The organism is Loigolactobacillus binensis (genome assembly GCF_005405165.1).
Lineage (GTDB): Bacteria > Bacillota > Bacilli > Lactobacillales > Lactobacillaceae > Loigolactobacillus > Loigolactobacillus binensis.
On sequence record NZ_BJDN01000018.1, the window covers coordinates 1 to 18,643 of the forward strand.

Below are 18,643 nucleotides of genomic sequence, written 5' to 3' on the forward strand. Positions count from 1 at the left end.
TTTAATATTGAGCGCAAATTTTATATGATGGTCTATAGGGTTCACGGTTTTCTCATATCCTTTTAAATGATACTGTTGTGGGTGGATTTTTTGGATGGGGGCTGTGGGCTCTTTTTTGCACAAAAAATCCTGTTAATAGCTTACCACTTTGTAAACGATCAACAGGAAAAAGTATAGAGCCTTTTTTTGTCGTGTGAGTACACGCAATTAGATTTAGAATATCGGGGCCGAAGCTAACAAACTAAAATATGGAAACCGGAAAATAACCAAATGGTGACTAAACAGCTTAGCCCACATTAAATGGTTATGTAAATATCGTATTGGTTTCACACCTGAGTATTAATCAAGTTTGTTACGGCAATACAAAGGTGTAGGAAAAAGTGTTTTGAAATATTGGCTGAACATAGCACTTTACAGCCGCAGAGCAAACCATCTGTTAAACGGATGGTTCTGATTTATACTGGTTAAGTAGCGTAAAGTTTCTGGGTGGTAATTGATTGGTCATAACAACAGATCATAATATGTAACTATTTTTTAGTGGGAAAGCTTCTGTATAAATGGTGAATTAGTTGTGTTATTTATCGTGAAAAAAACCAAATAAAAATTATTTTTAGCAGTTTTTTTTTTGCCCTATTGCTGGCGCTTACATTTTGTGATACTCTGAAATAGGAAAGTGTTTAGTGAAATTATATAGTGTAAAACTGAGCAATCTTTTCTGCTTTGTACAGCCACAAAATGGCGTCAAAACAGGCTTCTTGTTTTATGATTGTGAAAAAATAAGCTAACAAGCTTTAGAAAAAAGCTTGATGCATTACTTTTAAATAATCTTTAGCATAAGCCTAAGCTTACATCATAAGGAGGAATCTTCAATGAGTCAAATCGACTTTGAGGCAATTCTAGCTGCTGAGAATTCATTCTCAGAATTGCAAGTGTTAGATGAAAATGGTCAAGTTGTAAATAAAGATTTATTACCTGATCTGAGTGACGACCAATTAACTGAGTTAATGTCACAAATGGTTTGGTCACGGACACTGGATACCCAAGCAACTAAACTTAATCGGCAAGGGCGTTTAGGTTTCTATGCGCCGACTGCTGGTGAAGAGGCCAGTCAGTTAGCTAGTAATTACGCGATGAAGGCTGATGATTTTCTACTCCCAGGTTATCGGGATGTTCCGCAATTATTGCGCCATGGTTTAACTTTGACCCAATCATTTTTGTGGTCACGCGGGCATGCTGCTGGTAATCATTATCCGGCAGAATTGCAAGCGCTGCCACCACAGATCATCATTGGTGCGCAATATGTTCAAGCGGCTGGGATTGCATTAGGGATCAAGAAAAATAAAAGTGGACAAGTTGCTTACGTTTACACTGGTGATGGCGGTACATCACAAGGGGACTTTTATGAAGGTGTTAACTTTGCTGGTGCGTTTAAGGCGCCTGCAATCTTCGTTGTTCAAAATAACGGTTTTGCCATTTCTGTTCCACGTAAAAAACAAACAGCGGCGCCAACGTTGGCACAAAAAGCTGCTGCAGCCGGAATTCCAGGTGTTCAGGTCGACGGGATGGATGCCTTAGCTGTGTACAGTGTTATGAAAGCGGCACGTGAATATACGGCTGCTGGTAATGGTCCAGTCCTTATTGAAACTTTGACTTATCGTTATGGACCGCATACATTATCAGGTGATGATCCTAAACGTTATCGGACTAAGGAATTAGATGATCTGTGGAAGAAACGTGATCCGTTGACACGGATGCGGGCTTATTTAACTGCTAAAGACTTGTGGTCAGAAGATAAAGAAAATGCGGTCGTTGAGCAAGCTAAGGAAGAAATCAAGCAAGCAATTGCTGAAGCTGATGCAACACCAAAACAGAAGGTCTCTTCGTTCTTGGAAAACACCTTCGAAGTTCAACCACAAAACATTCAACAGCAAGTAGCAGATTTTAAGACGAAGGAGGCCGCAAACAATGGCTAAAAAAACAATGATCAAAGCCATCACAGATGCGTTAGATCAAGAATTGGCAAATGACGATAAAATGTTGATTTTTGGTGAAGACGTTGGTAAAAACGGTGGTGTTTTCCGGGCAACAGATGGGTTACAGGCTAAATATGGTGAAGATCGTGTATTCGATACACCTTTAGCTGAATCTGGTATCGGTGGTTTATCCATTGGCTTGGCTTTACAAGGCTGGCGGCCAGTTCCGGAAATTCAATTTTTCGGTTTTGTTTTTGAAGTTATGGATTCAATTGGTGGCCAAATGTCACGGACACGTTACCGGATGGACGGTAGCCGGAATTTGCCGATCACGATCCGGGCACCATTTGGCGGTGGCGTGCATACTCCTGAACTACATTCTGATAGTTTGGAAGGCTTAGTCGCTCAGTTTCCTGGTATCCGGGTGGTTGTGCCAAGCAACCCCTACGATGCTAAAGGTTTATTGATCTCTGCCATTCGTTCTAATGATCCAGTATTGTATCTGGAACACATGAAGCTTTACCGTTCTTTCCGTGAGGAAGTTCCGGATGAAAGCTATACGGTTCCATTAGATCAAGCTGCCGTTGCTCGCGAAGGTAATGATGTGACCATCGTTACTTATGGCGCAATGGTTCGCGAAAGCTTAACGGCTGCTGACGCTTTAGCTAAAGACAATATTTCCGCTGAAGTGATTGATCTACGGACAATTGCACCGTTAGATACTAAAACAATTTTGGCTTCGCTCAAGAAGACCGGCCGGGTTGTTTTAGTTCAAGAAGCCCAAAAACAGGCTGGCGTTGGTGGCCAGATTGCTGCTGAAATCGCTGAAAATGGTATTCTGTACTTGAAAGCACCAATCGCACGGGTAGCTGCACCTGATACACCATATCCATTTGGGGAAGCCGAACAGGACTGGTTACCTAATAGTGACGATATTGTTGCTGCAGTTAAGCAAGTCAGTGAATTTAATTAAGAGGGGATGACAATTAATGGCATATCAATTTAAATTGCCGGATATTGGTGAAGGAATCACTGAAGGCCAAATTACCCAATGGTACGTTAAGGCCGGTGACGACATCAAAGAAGACGATAATTTATTACAAGTTGAAAACGATAAGTCAGTCGAAGATATTACCTCACCAGTAACTGGTAAAGTAGGTAAGATCTTGGTTGAAGCTGATACCACTGCTACAGTTGGCCAGGTATTGGTCGAAATTGCAACTGCAGATGATCCAGCAACGCCACCAGAGGCACCTGAACATATTCAAACAACAACACCGCAACGGCCACCGGCAGCTGCACCAGTTGCCCCAACCCAAAATGTGCCCGTTTTGGCAATGCCTTCTGTTCGTAAATACGCGCGGGATAATGGCGTTGATTTAGCTGGTATTGGTGGAACCGGGAATCATGGTCAGATCACTAAGGTTGACGTTGATAGCTACTTGAATAATGATCAAGCTACTGCAGCACAGCCTGCTGCGGCCACTGCAACTGCGGCGGCACCTACTGCCCCAGCAGCAGCTGCAGAAGCGGCACCATTAGAAACTCGGGAAAAGATGTCACCTGTCCGTAAGGCAATTGCTAAAGCAATGGTCAACAGCAAGCATACGATTCCGCACGTTACCTTATTTGATCAAGCGGAAGTTTCCAAACTTTGGGATCACCGTAAGAAATTTAAGACCGTAGCTGCTGCACAAGACATTAAATTAACGTTCTTGCCTTATATTGCGAAGGCCTTAGTGGTTGTTTTACGTGAATTCCCAACTTTTAACGCAAAAGTTGACGATGAAGCTAAAGAAATCGTTTATCGCCATTATTACAATATTGGCATCGCGACGGATACTGATCACGGGTTATACGTGCCAGTGTTGAAGGACTCGGATACTAAGAGTGTCTTCAAGTTAGCCCAAGATATCAGTGAAAACACGCAAAAGGCCATTGATAATAAGTTAAAGGCTAATGAAATGAAAGATGCTTCAATTTCGATCACTAACATTGGTTCGATCGGTGGTGGGTGGTTTACACCAGTGATCAACTTCCCTGAAGTTGCTATTTTAGGGGTCGGTGTGATCAAGAAAGAACCTTATGTTGATGCTGACGATAACATTGTAGTTGGCCGGATGTTGAAATTATCCTTATCCTTCGATCATCGTTTGATCGATGGCGCTACTGCCCAAAAGGCAATGAACCGCTTGAAGGAATTATTAGAGGATCCAGAATTATTACTGATGGAGGGATAGAATATGGTTGTAGGAGATTTTGCAATTGATTTAGATACCATTGTGATCGGTGCTGGCCCTGGTGGGTACGTTGCGGCGATCCGTGCGGCTGAATTAGGTCAAAAAGTGACTGTAGTCGAACAAGAATATATTGGTGGTGTCTGCTTAAACGTCGGCTGTATTCCTTCTAAAGCCCTGATCTCCATTGGTCATCGTTACCAGGAAGCTTTAAGCTCACCAACTTTTGGGATTTCCAGTGAAAACACGAAATTAGACTTTGGTGTTGCCCAAGATTGGAAGCAGCATCAGGTTGTTGACAAATTAACTGGCGGTGTTTCCGGATTATTCCGTAAACATAAAATCGACGTCGTCATGGGACAAGCCTTTCTAAAGGATGACCACAGTTTGCGGGTCATTGGTAAGGAAAATGCCCAAACTTATACGTTTAAGAATTTGATTATTGCGACTGGTAGTCGGCCAATCGAAATTCCTGGTTTCAAATTTGAAGGCCGGGTATTGGATTCCACTGGTTGCTTGGCCTTAAAAGAGGTGCCTAAAGACTTTGTCATCATTGGTGGGGGCTACATTGGTTGTGAATTAGCCAGTGCTTACGCTAACCTTGGGTCGCATGTAACGATCATTGAAGGAACCGACACGATCTTACCAAACTATGAAAAAGACATGGTGGCCGTTGTTTTGAAGCGTTTCAAACAATTGCACATCGACGTCATTACTAATGGTTTGGCCAAAAAAGCGACCGAAGTCGATAATGGTGTTAAAGTTGAATTTGAATTGGGTAAAGAAACTAAATCCTTAGTTGCTGATTACGTGATGGTCACGGTTGGTCGGCGGCCAAACACTAACGATATGGGCTTAGAACAGGCCGGTATCGAAATGGCCCAAAAAGGGTTGATCAAAGTCGATCAACAAGGACGGACTAACAAACCCAATATTTATGCCATTGGTGATGTCGTTGCTGGGGCTGCTTTGGCTCATAAAGCTAGTTATGAAGGTAAAGTTGCGGCCGCTGCGATTTCTGGTAAAGCGGACACAGTTGATTATCACGCAATGCCAGCAGTTTGCTACACTGACGTTGAATTAGCGACTACGGGGATGACTTTGGCTGATGCTAAAGAAGCTGGTATCGACGCTAAAGCGGTTAAATTCCCGTTCATGGCTAATGGTCGTGCGTTATCCTTAGCCGCAACGGATGGTTTTGTTCGGTTGGTTGTGCGCAAAGAAGATCAAATGTTGCTCGGTGCGCAAATTGCCGGAACTGGGGCTAGCGATCTAGTTTCTGAATTGACCTTGGCCATTGAAAGTGGTGCTAATGCTGAAGATTTGGCATTGACGATTCATCCACATCCAACGTTAAGTGAAATGATCAGCGACGCAGCTGAATTAGCGCTTGATTTACCAATTAATATTTAGACAATAGGCTTGAAACGAGGCAGCTTGTTTCAAGCTTTATTGTTTTTATGCTGAAATTTATTATTGAAAAGGACGAGGTCTATGTATTATATTGCGATGAAATCACACGATATTCGGCAAAATTTAGCAACAGAACAGTATTTAATGAACGAAAAGGATTTTGACGCGCCGTTGTTGTTGTTTTACATTGAGGAACCTTCAATTATCGTGGGTCGGAATCAAAACACACTGGAAGAAATTGATCAGAAATATGTTCGTGAACATAACATCACAGTTACGCGGCGTTTATCTGGAGGCGGGGCGGTTTATCACGATCTCGGTAACTTGTGCTTCAGCTTTGTAGTTGATGCCAAAGACCAAGCATTCGGTAACTTTAAAGTCTTCACACAACCAATCGTTGATGCCTTACATGAACTTGGTGCAACGGCCGCCGAGGTTTCTGGCCGGAACGATATGTTGATCGATGGCAAGAAGTTCTCTGGTAGTGCCATGTACACTAAAAAAGGGAAAACATTCTCCCACGGGACTTTAATGTTGGACGTTGATCTTGATGTGGTTACCCATGCGCTTAATGTACCTGCAGATAAAATTAAATCTAAAGGTATCAAGTCGGTTCGCAGTCGGGTCACTAATTTACGTCCATATTTGTTGCCACAATATGCTGATTTAAATGCGGAGTCATTCCGTGATTTATTGATCCAGCGGTTACTTGGGGTTGATAGTATGGCTGCTGCACAACCGCATGAATATCAATTAACGGCGGCAGATGAAGCGGAAATTACTAAGATTCGTAAACAATATTACGATAACTGGGACTGGGTCTACGGCCATTCACCAGAATTTACGATCCAAAAACGGCACCATTTTGACATGGGAACTATTGACGCACGCTTCCTGATCAAGGCAGGTAAAGTAGCTAACGTAAAATTCTATGGTGATTTCTTTGGCGCCGGGGATGTGACCGAATTGGCCACCGCCTTACACGGTGTGATCTATGACCGGCAACACATTGCGGCAGTACTTGAACAAACAGATACCCAGCAGTATTTTAATGGTATTCCGGCAGCTGAGTTGCTGGATCTATTAGTTGACTAATGATTGAACAAACAAAAAGACGAGGTTATACCCAACTACTTTAGTGGGTTAGCTTCGTCTTTTTGTTTAGCTGATTTGTTGATCGGTGGTGATCCGCAAAGTTTTAGGGGCATACTTCCAGTATTCGCTACGGAGCGGATGGGGACGCACACCAAATTCCAGCCATGGCTTACTCCGACCAGAATAATGAATCAAAATCGGGTTCTGGCGTGCTTCTTCCGCCAAAATTTCTGCTGGTGGTAAAGGATGTTCCTGTTCGCGGCGAATCAAGCGGGACTGCATATTATATTTGGGATGCAAGTAATACCATTTATCGGCTAGAATGGCGTTAAGCGCATCTTGATCGTGATATTTTAATTTTTCTGGATGCTGATTGATAAAATTCATGACTTGGGCAGTGATTTTTTCTTCACGCCAGCGTTTTAAATCGATCAACATCACACCAGAATTGAAATAAAAAGGCTGTTGGGCTTTGATCTGCATTTCAGCTAGGCGAGGAACATAACCAGCGTCTTCCACTGCTGCGATCACTTTACCGTTTAGATCTGTCTGCCACAATGGTTCGATATTACCGGTGCAGATCAGATCACAGTCCAGGTAGAGTACCCGGTTAAGTTCAGGCAATAAATCGGCGGTATAGATCCGATAATAGGCTGACTTGACGATGCGTTCATCCGTGACGGCCTTTTGAAAAAGGGCTTCATCGACGCTCAGAAAATTAATTTGTTGGCAATTGGCGTGATCTACAGTAAGCCGTTTTAATCGAAATTGATCTTCTGCAATTAAATGATCGGCAAAAATATAAAAGGTAAATTTACTCGTCGGATTATTGAGCAGGATCGAACGGTAAAGGGCAATCAATGGTGTTACAAAGTTTGAATTAGTGGTTGAGACGATTGCAATGGTCGACATGCTACTTCCTCCATTCGTATTATGCTAAGGTTATAGATTGGATTAGCTAAAGCATACAAGAAGTTACATGTGATTGGCAAGTTATATGCAGACAGCGGCGTTATTAGCATGCATTTAAATTGAATCTACTGGGAATTTAATGCTACTGTGAAATTGTACCCAAATATGCAGAACAAGAAAGGACTGATCAACATGTTGCATCTACTTTGGGTTTTGATCATTGGCGCGGTGATCGGTGCTATTGCCGGTGTTATAACCAGTCGTGATCTACCGCTAGGCTGGATCGGTAATATTGTTGCTGGTTTAGTCGGCTCTTGGCTAGGTGAAATGGTTTTAGGTAGCTGGGGACCACTGGTTGCAGGGATGGCTATTGTGCCTTCGATCATTGGGGCGGTTGTATTGGTTTTGATCATGTCATTTGTTATCGGCGGCACACGCAAGAAAAAAAGCTAGTCGTTTGCTAGTGTTGTTGCAATTTTTAAAATTGAGCTGGATGATGAGCAAAATCAAGTTTTCTAAGAAATGGTGGCCGACTAAGACGGTCATACTATTAAAAAAAGGTGGGGCTATAACATAATTAATGTTATAGCCCCACCTTTTTTAAACGTAAGCACCATTTTCTATGAAATAACTGCTAAATGTTTTATGGCGCATCCGTCCTTGTGAATTTCTATAAGCCGCTTGCCGGATTTGAACCGGCGACCTCATCCTTACCATGGATGCGCTCTACCTGCTGAGCTAAAGCGGCATAAATATACAATTTAGTGGTCCATGAGAAGACCGCCTAAATAGTATATTATATATTTAAAATGATTGCAAGACCTTTACGGTAATTCATTGATCGGCAGTGCAGTCGCTGTTTCCAGCATGGCGGTAGGAATCTGCTTAATAAATGTGCAGGGCATTCCGGTGCTGACTAACACGAGTTCATGCATGGCGCGTGAAGCAATGGTATAAAGAATATCACGATCGCCGGTTGCATTAAAATTCGTTGCGGCAACATCATATGCAATAACTGCGTCAAACTCAAGTCCTTTGGCCAAATAGATCGGCAAGATCAGCACTCCTTTTGGTAGCGCTCGATCTGCATCGGAAAGTAGCGTGGTCGTCACATCCAGCTTTAAACGGGTAAAGAGTTGGGCGCTGGTGGCACGATCCTTGGTTAAAATCGCCACCGTTTCGTGGCGTAACAATAATTGCCGGCATTGGCGGGTGATCTGTTGTAAGCTGGCAGTTGCTGAATCAGTTGTGATCAACACTGGTTTACGGCCGTCCCGGGTAAACGGTTGAATGTCGTTGCCAGTTGGTAATAAAGCTGCTGCAAAAGCTGTGATCGGGTAGGTCGAGCGATAGCTTTTGTTAAGTGTGATCAGATTGATGCTGTGCGTGTGGAAAATAGTCGTTAATTCGTCAATGAAGTCGCGTTGGCGATAATGGGCCGTGAATAGATCCTGCGCGCGATCGCCTAGCAAAGTTAATTTAGCATTGGGAAAGGCATGCTTGATGTAGGCTAGCTGCGCCATGGTGTAGTCTTGCATTTCATCAATGAAGAGGTGTTGCATCGCGTGATTTTGCCCACTACCGGTTAAACGATCTCGCAAATATAATAGTGGGGCTGCGTCTTCTAACCGTAGATAGTGGCGTTCCAGTTGCTCACGAAAGCTGGCGATCATCGTTTGCCAAACAGCAGGGGCGACCTCTGGCGGTGCAGCTTGGCTCATGAAATCGGCGTACTGTTCATACAAATCAATAAAATAATCATTATACAAGGCATCATAGACAATGGTTAAACGTTCCCGAACAATTTTTTCAGCAATATAACGAAATTCATCGTCGCCGCTGGTAAACCGATGTGTTCCCACAATGCTGCGGTAGCGATCTTCGCTGAGCATATCGACCTCAGTGGCCACCCAATCGGCCTTTGCTTCTTTGCGAATTCGGTGTTTTAATCGTTTGATCAAGGTATTCTTAGTGGCTAAAAATTTATCTGCGGCCAGCATTTTAACTGGTTGCTGTGCGTAGATCGCCGCAATCTCCGCTTTAGTGAAAAAAGCGCGCCCTTCAAAATAGACGGCTGTAAAAGCTAATTGTTGCGGCTGTGTTTGTTTCAAATAGCGCTCGATTGCTTGAATATATTGGTGGCTTTCCTTATACCGCCGAATTTTCTGAGCGGGCACAGGAAAGCTGGCCTGATCTTGCTCGTACCGCTGAAATAAGGTTTCTACTTGCAAGCCAGCAAAACGTTGACCTAAGAATTCGGCCAATGTGACTTGGCGCATGTTCTTTTCACCTAAACTAGGTAAAACTTCAGAGATATAGTGACTGAATAGTCGGTTAGGCGAGAAAAGAATCATTTGCTCTGAATTTAAGGACTCGCGGCTATGATAAAGTAAAAAGGCGATTCGCTGTAAAATAGCTGAGGTTTTGCCGGAGCCGGCGACACCTTGAACGATCAAAATATCATGTTTAGTGTCGCGAATAATATCATTTTGTTCCTGTTGGATCGTTGCCACAATATTACGCATGTATTCATCGCTGTCAGCGCCGAGGACATGCTGCAGCATACTGTCGCCAACAGTTTCATTGGTATCAAACAGATTTTCGATGTGGCCGTGTTCAATCAAAAATTGCCGTTTCTTCAATAATTCGGCTTGCACTGGGCCATTTGGTGTTTCGTAACTGACGTTGCCTAAAGTGCCGTTGTAATAAATTCCGGAGATCGGTGCTCGCCAGTCATAAATAAGAAAATCCTGCTGCTGATCATCAATAAATGAAGCTGTACCGATATATAAAGTTTCGTGTTCGCCGTCTTCGGCAATATCGATCCGGCCAAAATATGGTGATTGCTGAAGATCCTTTAGCTGTTCAATTTGTTGTTTTAAGATGGCTTCGTTTTCGACTGTTCGTGCGACTAATTGTTTTTGTTGTTGCACGGCAGCGTTGGTTTCGATGCGGTCATCAACTTCGGTGATATTGACCCGCGTATTATCGCCATAGTTTTGCTCGATCGAAGTGGTCTCGTGCTGGGCTTGTTCCAACTGAGCATCTTTAACGGTTAACCGGTGTTGGATTTTACCGATCACCGCAGTGACCCGTGCCTGTTCTTGTTGTTTGGTTTTTTCGTCCAAAAAGTTGACCTCCTTAGCGATTACATTTAATGAATACCAGGCAATAATAAATCTAGTTGCGGTGAATTATTTTATCACATTTTACCATGAAGGTGAATGGAGAAGACTTTTTGTCTTTGACACAGCACAGTGAAATCGTTACAATAAAACTAATACGTTGAAGAGGAAGAGTAACCGTAAGCGGATCAACAGCGAGTCATTGGTTGGTGTAAAATGACGATCACTGGCGGTGAATGGCCCTTAGAGTGCTGGCGTGAATCTTTTAGTAGCGTTGGCGGTGTTTGCGCCTTAAGCAAGAGTGGTGTCGTATTTGCGGCACAATTTAGGTGGTACCACGACTTTGAGCGTCCTATTGATAATCATATCAATGGGACTTTTTTTATGGAAGAAGGAAAATAATATGACAAAAAAAGTAATTCTAACGGGTGATCGGCCAACAGGCAAGCTTCACATCGGGCATTATATTGGTTCATTGCGGACGCGAGTAGCTATGCAGAATTCTGGTGACTACGATCCTTACATTATGATCGCTGATATGCAGGCATTGACCGACAATGCGCGTGATCCGGAAAAGATTCGCCACAGCTTGTTACAAGTTGCCTTGGATTATTTGGCGGTTGGCATTGATCCCACTAAATCAACAATCTTAGTGCAGTCACAAATTCCGGCTTTAAATGAATTGACCATGCATTATTTAAATATTGTCAATGTTTCGCGATTGAATCGTAACCCAACTGTCAAAAGTGAAATTCAGCAAAAGGGCTTCGGCCAAAGTATCCCCGCCGGCTTTTTGATCTATCCGGTTAGTCAAGCTGCTGATATCACTGCCTTTAAGGCCGGCGTTGTTCCAGTTGGTGATGACCAAGAACCAATGTTGGAACAAACACGGGAAATCGTGCGTAGTTTTAACAGTATTTATAAGCGTGATGTTTTAGTGGAACCAGAGGGGGTTTTCCCGCCTAAAGGTGAGGGCCGTTTACCTGGCTTAGATGGCAACGCTAAAATGAGTAAATCATTGAATAATGCCATTTATTTAGCTGATTCCGCCGATGAGATCCAAAAAAAGGTAATGTCGATGTACACTGACCCTAAGCATATTCACGTGGCGGATCCAGGTCAAGTTGCCGGCAACGTTGTCTTCACTTACTTAGATGTTTTTGCTGAAGATCAAGCTCACGTTGCGGAATTAAAGGCGCAGTATCAAGCTGGCGGTTTAGGGGATGTTAAGCTGAAGCGCTATCTAAACGAGGTGTTACAAGCCGTTTTAACCCCAATTCGGCAGCGACGTGAAGAATACGCTAAGGATCCTGCTGCCGTGTATGATATCCTGGCTAAAGGCAGTGCTAAAGCTAACGAGGTTGCCAATCAGACGTTAGCCGAAGTTCGTGCAGCCATTGGCATTAATTATTTCGACTAGCGCTTTCAATTGTTTACGGCTAGGTCTGAGCTTAAAAGCCCATTAATCATGTAGCAAATTGCCAAGTTCAAAGTGCGGGTGGCTAGCTGCATAGCAACGAAATAGCGCAAAGCTGGCGGTGCTCACATGTAATTTTGCATTTGGTAGTCGGGATCTAGATTATTGTAAATGCGCACGCGCTAGTGACACTAGGTTGCTTTTAGATTAAATTTCTCGTAATCTAATACTGTTCAATGAATTTTAGAGCGAATTTGAGTGAATTTAGGTGATGAAATGGAATTAGAACAATTTATACAAGAGATAGCTTCTGCGGCGCCGTCTCCAGGTGGTGGCGGCGCCAGTGCCTTAAGTGGCGCAACAGCGGCGGCCTTGGCCAGCATGGTCGTTAACTTGACCCAAGGCAAGCAAAAGTACGCCGGGTATGCTGATGAATTGGCACAGATCTTGGTGGCGACACAACAATTGATCACCGATCTATTAGCGCAGATCCCTGCTGACGCCGCTGGTTTTGTTCCCCTGGCTAAAGCCTATCGTATCCCTAAAGACGATCCGCAGCGGGCAGAAATATTGGAGTCAGCGTTAGTTCAAGCAACAACGGTGCCATTAGCCATTTTAAAGCAATTAGACACGTTGGTACCATTGCTCGAAGGCTTACTGACTAAGGGGAGTAAATTACTTCAAAGCGATGTTGGGGTTGCTGCTGCTACTTGTCGTAGTGCTCTAGAAGGTACAGTGCTCAACGTTTACGTTAATACACGCTTAATGCAAGACCGGCAAGAAGCAGCAACGTTGAATGCAACTGCCGCAGCGTTAGTCAATGACAATGTGATCCGTTGTCAGCGAGTTTATCAACAAGTTGTGGCAAAGTTACAATAACTGCTGGCCATTAATATCGTACAAATTGGTTGATCCGACGCGCAGGCGCCGGATTTTTTGTTAGAATAAAGTAAACGCTTAAGCCGTTAAATTGAAAAGTTTGGTCATGGTATTTTGCGGAGGTGGGGCAATGGTGAAGACAAAATTTTTTGGCGGGATCGTGATCAGTGCACAAAGCTTGGATCTCAGTATTTTTAATTTGCGGACCTTAGAAGTTATTGAACGAGTCAGCGCACCGGTTGCATTAGGTGAGCGCTTATTTTCGGATGGTGGAATCGATGTGGATGCAGTTAACGCTGCGATCGACGCGCTACGTGGTTTTCAGCAGCTGATGCAAGACTATGGTGTGACCGAGCAGCGAGTTGTCGCAAGTCATACGATCACTTCAGCCGAAAATATTAATTTCGTGCGCGATCAGATCTATACTAAAACGGGGTTGACGGTTCATTTTATGACCGTCAGTGAAGAATTATTATTTCGCTATGAAGCAACGGCCATTTACTTACCGAATTTTCACACGCTGAGTCAGCAGAATACCGTGCTTTTGCAACTCGGAGCCAGCTCGATCACCTTAATGGTTTTCCAACGGGGTGAGTTAACGTTGACGCGCGAGCTACAACTAGGCCCTTTACAAGTGGCGCAGCGGATGGCGGAGTTAAAACGGCGTGCAACCGCATATGAGGTTATTTTAGCCGATTATATTCATTCTAAATTGTTGGATATTTTACGCTTTTTACCGCAAGAGGCGTTTGGCCAGGTGATTTTAATGGGATCCAAACTAACGCTATTGGAAAAAATGATCCCAATGGGTCAGCGTAGTTTAACGATCAGTCACCAGCAGTTTAATCAACGCTATCACCAAGTGATGACTTTATCACCGCAAGAATTACAAAATGACGAACAGTTACCAGAACTTGAAGCCACTGAAGTTGCCCCAACGTTTTTGTTATTAGACGAAATTTTAGATGCGTTGCAGACGAAAACAATTTGGTTGACCAATATTAAGTTGCTGGATGGCTTTATGGTGCATTTAGGTAGTCATAATGGAAAATATAAGCACTGGGATTTTGATGCTGCGGTGATCACCGCAACCCAGCACGTGGCAGCACGTTATAATATTGACACTGGTCACCAGAAACAAGTATTGAAATTTGCGGTGCAGTTGTTTGATCGGTTGCGTAAAATTCATGGGCTAGGTCGCCGTGAACGCTTGTTGCTGCAGCTGGCCGCTATTTTACAAGATACCGGTTTATATTTAGATGCCAATCAACACGCCTTTCATTCTGAATATATTATTCGTGCAAGCGAGATCTTAGGTTTGGATCATACCGAGCAATTAATTGTGGCGGCAGTTGCCCGTTACCATAGTTCAGCGGCACCTTCGGCAGATTTAAGTCACTTCAATCAACTTCCTTTAGTACAGCGTTTAGTGATCGCCAAATTAGCCGCCATTTTACGTTTAGCTGACGCTTTGGACGATAGTCATCAAGCCAAGATCAGTGCGATCAGCGTCAGTATCCGCCGGACAACGATTACCGTGACGGCTACTGCCAACGCCGATATTGAGTTAGAGAAATGGACTTTTGCGCAAAAGGCGGACTTTTTCACTAATGTTTACGGCTTACAGCCAATTTTACAGCGAAAGGGGAGTTTGCGATGAATTTTGCTAAATCAGAGTACTTTGTTAATCGGGAACTAAGCTGGGTCGATTTTGACGATCGGGTGTTAGAAGAAGCGCGGGACAAAACTAATCCTTTATTGGAGCGAGTGCGTTTTCTAGGTATTACCCAAAGTAATCTCGATGAATTTTTCATGGTTCGAGTAGCCTCGCTGCGGAAAATGCAGGCTGTGGCCTACGCAACACCAGATGTGGCGGGGCTGACGCCCACTGAACAATTAGCTGCCTTAAGCGCCAAGATTCATCCACTAGTTGAAAAACAATATTCGACTTGGACCCGCTCACTATTACCACAACTGGAAAAAGTGGGGATCAGCTTGTTGACCTATGATCGCTTATCGAAAAAGCAGCTTAGCTTTTGTAGCCAATATTTCCACCAAGTGTTGTATCCAGTGCTGACACCGTTAGCGGTTGATGCTTCACGGCCGTTTCCGTTTATTGGTAACAATACACTGAATTTAGCGCTCCGTTTATTGAAAAATGATGCTCATGGGGATGAAAAAAAAGCCCGCCGCTTTGCGATGGTACAAGTCCCTAATGTTTTTCCACGAGTGGTGACCTTACCAGGTGATAATCAATTTATTTTATTGGAAGATGTGATCAAACCGTTTATCGGTGAGTTGTTTACCGGGTTTAAGGTTAAAGAGGTTCAAACTTTTCGGGTGATCCGCGATATGGATTTTGACGTTGCCGAAGAGGATGCTTCGGATCTAATGAAAGAAATCGTGCATCAGCTGGCAATGCGTGAACATACCAAAGTGATGCGGTTGGAATTAGCGGCGGAAACTAGTAAAACGTTACGCAAACGGCTGATCAAAGCCTTAGCAGTTCACGAAGCCGATGTTTATGACATCAAAGGTCCGATTGATTTAACCGTGCTCAGTAAATTAGTTAAAGCAGTTAAAAATCACCCTGAATTATTGTATAAGCCGTTTAAAGCTTACACACCACCGGTTTTGCGGCAAGCCGATTTATTTGCTGCGATTCGCCAACGGGATCTGTTCCTCCACCATCCTTATGACAGTTTTGACCCGGTGATTCAGCTGATCAAACAGGCAGCCAATGATCGGAATACCTTAGCCATTAAAATGACACTTTACCGGGTGTCCAGTGATTCACCGATCATTCAGTATTTAAGTGCTGCTGCCCAAAATGGCAAGCAAGTGACGGTTCTAGTTGAACTAAAGGCGCGGTTTGATGAAAAAAATAATGTTCATTGGGCAACACAATTAGAGAAAAAAGGTTGCCACGTGATATATGGTTTGGTCGGTCTAAAGACACACTGTAAGTTACTATTGATCGTACGTCGTGAAGGTGATGGTATTCGCCGTTACATGCACATGGCGACTGGTAATTACAATGATGTTACGGCGCGTTTATATACAGATATGGGCCTGTTTACAGCCGATCCGAAAATGGGTGTGGATGCATCAAATATTTTCAATATGTTGTCGGGCTTTTCTGAACCGGAACATTTTGCGGAGCTGAATATTGCCCCGTTAACGTTGCGCCCGTTTTTAAATGCGCGGTTCGACGATGAGATTGCCAATGCTAAAGCGGGTAAAAAGGCATTGATCCGGATGAAAATGAATTCCCTATCCGATAAAAAAATGATCGAAAAAATTTATGCAGCGGCAGCGGCTGGTGTGAAAGTTGATTTGATCATCCGGGGAATCTGCTGTTTGAAGGTCGGTTTGCCTGGTATCAGCGAAAATATCACCGTTCATTCAATTGTTGGGCGCTTTTTAGAGCATAGCCGTATTTATTATTTCTATGCTGGCGGTGAAGAGAAATTGTACTTATCATCTGCTGACTTGATGAATCGCAATTTAAGTCGGCGGGTGGAATTACTTTTTCCTATTTTACAACCCGATATTAAGGCGCAGATCGTTCATATTTACCAGTTGATGTGGCAAGATAACCTGAAAACACGTGTGTTACAAGCCGATGGTAGCTACCAAAAAGTCGATCGGCGCGGGTTGACCCCACTAGATGTTCAGGCCAGTTTGTTGAAAGAAGCGGTTGCGGCGCAGCGGCGAACGGTTGAGCCAAAAACTGCACCGCCAACGCATTTTGTACCAATGCAAAAACCATGGTCGCCATTGGATGAAGATTAGGACTGTTTTAATCAGTTTATAAAGGGAGCACGTGAAATGGAAAACTTTGTGGTCATCGATCTGGGTTCTAACTCAGTTCGAATGTCGGTAACAGAAATTGATGAAGACGGTAGCTTTCGGGCTGCCCAGCAGCATAAGGAAATGGTGCGCTTATCAGAAGATATGGGAAAAGAGCAGCTATTACGAACCGCAGCAATTGACCGTACAATTGCCGCTTTGAAAAAATTTGCGGCTATTTATCAGCAATTACCGAACGTTACCTTGCGGGCAGTCGCTACAGCGGCAGTGCGCAGTGCTAAAAATCAGAAAAAGTTTATTAAACGGGTGGCAGATGAGGTGGCTGGTTTAAAAATTGAGGTTATTCCAGGTACGATGGAGGCTTATTATGATTACTTAGGGGTGATCAACACGTTACCAGTGACCAATTGTGTGATTATGGATACCGGTGGTGCCAGCTGTGAACTTGTTTTAGTGCAAAATGGTAAGGCGCAAAATTTGATCAGCTTGCCGATCGGCGCCGTTAATTTAACCGAAACTTTTTACAAGGACGGAGTTGATCACGTTAAGGCCGCTGATTTATTTTGGGAAACGACCTTTGTTAATCGGTTGTTTAATGGTGTTTGGTGGCTACACCGGGGCCAAAACTTACCGATTGTTGCTTTAGGTGGTAGTAACCGCACCTTAGCCAAAATTCGCCGTAAAGAAAAACACGTCCTGAATTTTGAAGATATTCATGGTTTTCGGATGACAGTTGGCGAGGTCAACGATGTCTACGCTAAAGTGATCAGTGAAGATCTGGCCGGTCGTAAAAAAATTCCTGGTCTGGCCAAGGACCGTGCAGATATTATTGCTGGAGGTATGACGCCGATCGTCACGATCCTTCGTTTCTTGGATTCTGATCGGGTAGTTTTCTCCCAAAATGGCGTTCGCGAAGGGATCTTATACGAACATCTTAACCAATTACAGGAACAGGGCGAAGTTCAAATAAGTTACTGATGATCAAAAAGCGCCAGCTGGCAAAATTTTACCAGCTGACGCTTTTACAATATTATGCTTTAACCATGAAATTCATTGCGGATAAGAATTCGTGGATCCGTTCCGTCGGTTCAGTGAAGAAGGTTTTAGGATCGCCACTATAGAGGATCTCGCCTTCTTCTAGGAAAATAATCTGATCAGCGACTCCCCGCGCAAACTCCATATTATGGGTCACAACGATCATTGAGTTGTGCTCTTGAGCTAATTTTAAAAGCACCCGGAGCACACCTGCTTCTAGCTCTGGATCCAAGGCTGAAGTAGGTTCATCGAAAAATAAGTATTTTGGTTTCATTGCTAAAGCACGAGCAATAGCGACGCGCTGTTGTTGACCACCGGATAGGGCGGTTGGAAATTGATCGGCCTTATCCGCTAAACCGACTTGAGCTAATAAATCTTTGGCCGTCGAAGTAGCCGCTGCAGTTGATTGTTTTAAAACGTGGATCGGTGCTTCCGTTACGTTTTTTAAGACGGATAGATGAGGAAACAAGTTAAAACTCTGGAAAACCATTCCAGTTTGCCGACGAATGCTCAGAATATTCTTTTCTGGAATTGATTTACTAAAGTCTAAGGTCAGATCATCAAAATGATAAAGACCATTTTCCGGCCGTTCCAATAGGTTTAACGAGCGCAATAAGGTTGATTTACCAGAACCAGATGGCCCAACGATAACCGTTGTTTTATGCTCAGGAAAGGCAATGTTAACGTCGTTTAATGCGTGGCGTTCGCCGTAAATTTTATTAACGTGTTCAAGTTTTAGCAAGA

General features: G+C 43.6%; 14 protein-coding genes, 1 tRNA gene and 1 other annotated feature. Of the genes, 11 read left to right on the forward strand and 4 right to left on the reverse strand.

Translation table 11 applies throughout. From position 1 onward, the window contains the following. The first annotated feature begins 869 nt into the window (after window positions 1-869). The 5 genes from pdhA to lplA all read left to right on the forward strand — a co-directional run bounded on the left by pdhA (window position 870) and on the right by lplA (window position 6,718). Window positions 870-1,973, forward strand: coding sequence for a pyruvate dehydrogenase (acetyl-transferring) E1 component subunit alpha (gene pdhA, locus FFM78_RS08865; RefSeq protein ID WP_137638084.1), 1,104 nt, complete (start codon window positions 870-872; stop codon window positions 1,971-1,973). Continuing rightward, window positions 1,966-2,946 (forward strand): alpha-ketoacid dehydrogenase subunit beta, encoded by a 981-nt coding sequence (locus FFM78_RS08870; RefSeq protein ID WP_137638085.1) that lies wholly within the window; start codon window positions 1,966-1,968, stop codon window positions 2,944-2,946. Before pdhA ends, FFM78_RS08870 begins: the two co-directional genes overlap by 8 nt. Window positions 2,947-2,962: 16 nt before the next feature. Next, complete coding sequence (locus tag FFM78_RS08875; protein ID WP_137638086.1) at window positions 2,963-4,213, forward strand: 2-oxo acid dehydrogenase subunit E2; 1,251 nt, start codon at window positions 2,963-2,965, stop codon at window positions 4,211-4,213. Between the two features lie 3 nt (window positions 4,214-4,216). Beyond that, entirely contained in the window at window positions 4,217-5,623 is a 1,407-nt protein-coding gene (lpdA, locus tag FFM78_RS08880) for a dihydrolipoyl dehydrogenase (RefSeq protein WP_137638087.1), read from the forward strand. Window positions 5,624-5,704: 81 nt separating this feature from the next. Further along, window positions 5,705-6,718: a lipoate--protein ligase gene (lplA, locus tag FFM78_RS08885; protein WP_137638088.1), complete on the forward strand. Its 1,014-nt coding sequence runs from the start codon at window positions 5,705-5,707 to the stop codon at window positions 6,716-6,718. 66 nt (window positions 6,719-6,784) lie between these two features. Here lplA and FFM78_RS08890 read toward each other — a convergent pair whose 3' ends face one another. Next, a complete protein-coding gene (locus tag FFM78_RS08890) occupies window positions 6,785-7,630 on the reverse strand; it encodes a glycosyltransferase family 8 protein (protein WP_137638089.1) in 846 nt (281 codons plus the stop codon). Between the two features lie 192 nt (window positions 7,631-7,822). On the opposite strand from FFM78_RS08890, the gene FFM78_RS08895 reads away from it, so the two are divergent. Continuing rightward, on the forward strand, window positions 7,823-8,083 hold the full coding sequence (locus tag FFM78_RS08895) for a GlsB/YeaQ/YmgE family stress response membrane protein (RefSeq protein ID WP_137638132.1): 261 nt from the start codon (window positions 7,823-7,825) through the stop codon (window positions 8,081-8,083). A gap of 222 nt (window positions 8,084-8,305) precedes the next feature. Here the strand turns inward: FFM78_RS08895 and FFM78_RS08900 are convergent. Both FFM78_RS08900 and helD read right to left on the reverse strand, forming a co-directional pair. Beyond that, window positions 8,306-8,378: transfer RNA gene (locus FFM78_RS08900), tRNA-Thr, on the reverse strand. A gap of 76 nt (window positions 8,379-8,454) precedes the next feature. Further along, window positions 8,455-10,758: an RNA polymerase recycling motor HelD gene (helD, locus tag FFM78_RS08905; RefSeq protein ID WP_137638090.1), complete on the reverse strand. Its 2,304-nt coding sequence runs from the start codon at window positions 10,756-10,758 to the stop codon at window positions 8,455-8,457. A gap of 148 nt (window positions 10,759-10,906) precedes the next feature. Further along, window positions 10,907-11,113, forward strand: a binding site (T-box leader). 45 nt (window positions 11,114-11,158) lie between these two features. On the opposite strand from helD, the gene trpS reads away from it, so the two are divergent. The 5 genes from trpS (at window position 11,159) to FFM78_RS08935 (ending at window position 17,842) form a co-directional block, all read left to right on the forward strand. Continuing rightward, window positions 11,159-12,175, forward strand: a complete 1,017-nt coding sequence (trpS, locus tag FFM78_RS08915) for a tryptophan--tRNA ligase (protein ID WP_137638092.1) — start codon at window positions 11,159-11,161, stop codon at window positions 12,173-12,175. A 273-nt stretch (window positions 12,176-12,448) separates the two neighbouring features. Further along, a complete protein-coding gene (locus FFM78_RS08920) occupies window positions 12,449-13,051 on the forward strand; it encodes a cyclodeaminase/cyclohydrolase family protein (protein WP_137638093.1) in 603 nt (200 codons plus the stop codon). Window positions 13,052-13,181: 130 nt separating this feature from the next. After that, window positions 13,182-14,711, forward strand: coding sequence for a Ppx/GppA phosphatase family protein (locus tag FFM78_RS08925; protein WP_137638094.1), 1,530 nt, complete (start codon window positions 13,182-13,184; stop codon window positions 14,709-14,711). Next, entirely contained in the window at window positions 14,708-16,846 is a 2,139-nt protein-coding gene (locus FFM78_RS08930) for an RNA degradosome polyphosphate kinase (protein ID WP_137638095.1), read from the forward strand. Before FFM78_RS08925 ends, FFM78_RS08930 begins: the two co-directional genes overlap by 4 nt. Window positions 16,847-16,882: 36 nt before the next feature. Then, entirely contained in the window at window positions 16,883-17,842 is a 960-nt protein-coding gene (locus FFM78_RS08935; RefSeq protein WP_137638096.1) for a Ppx/GppA family phosphatase, read from the forward strand. Window positions 17,843-17,894: 52 nt separating this feature from the next. On the opposite strand, the gene FFM78_RS08940 is transcribed toward FFM78_RS08935, so the two are convergent. Further along, window positions 17,895-18,641, reverse strand: a complete 747-nt coding sequence (locus FFM78_RS08940) for an amino acid ABC transporter ATP-binding protein (protein ID WP_137638097.1) — start codon at window positions 18,639-18,641, stop codon at window positions 17,895-17,897. Window positions 18,642-18,643: the final 2 nt, after the last annotated feature.